Here is a 272-nt window from a genome sequence, read left to right as displayed (position 1 = left end):
GACCTGGGTGTACTTCCTCCTGAAAAAAGGGATATGATCGCCAAGGTTTGTGATGAAATCCTGGAGGGAAAACTTAACGATCAATTTCCTTTGGTGATCTGGCAGACGGGTTCCGGAACGCAGTCAAACATGAACGTTAATGAAGTTGTTTCCAACAGAGCACACGTTAATAATGGGGGAACGTTAGGTGATAAATCTGAAATTCATCCCAACGATGATGTCAATAAATCTCAGTCATCTAATGATACTTATCCTACTGCAATGCATATTGC

1 protein-coding gene is annotated in these 272 nt (G+C 41.5%); it reads left to right on the top strand.

All coding sequences use genetic code 11. The features are described from left to right. The coding region (locus SB679_RS24290) for a lyase family protein (protein WP_410704816.1) at nucleotides 1–272 on the top strand (272 nt) is incomplete at both ends.

The organism is Chryseobacterium sp. SIMBA_029 (assembly GCF_046535275.1).
Classification (GTDB): Bacteria; Bacteroidota; Bacteroidia; order Flavobacteriales; family Weeksellaceae; genus Chryseobacterium.
This window is presented reverse-complemented; position numbering and strand designations above follow the sequence as displayed.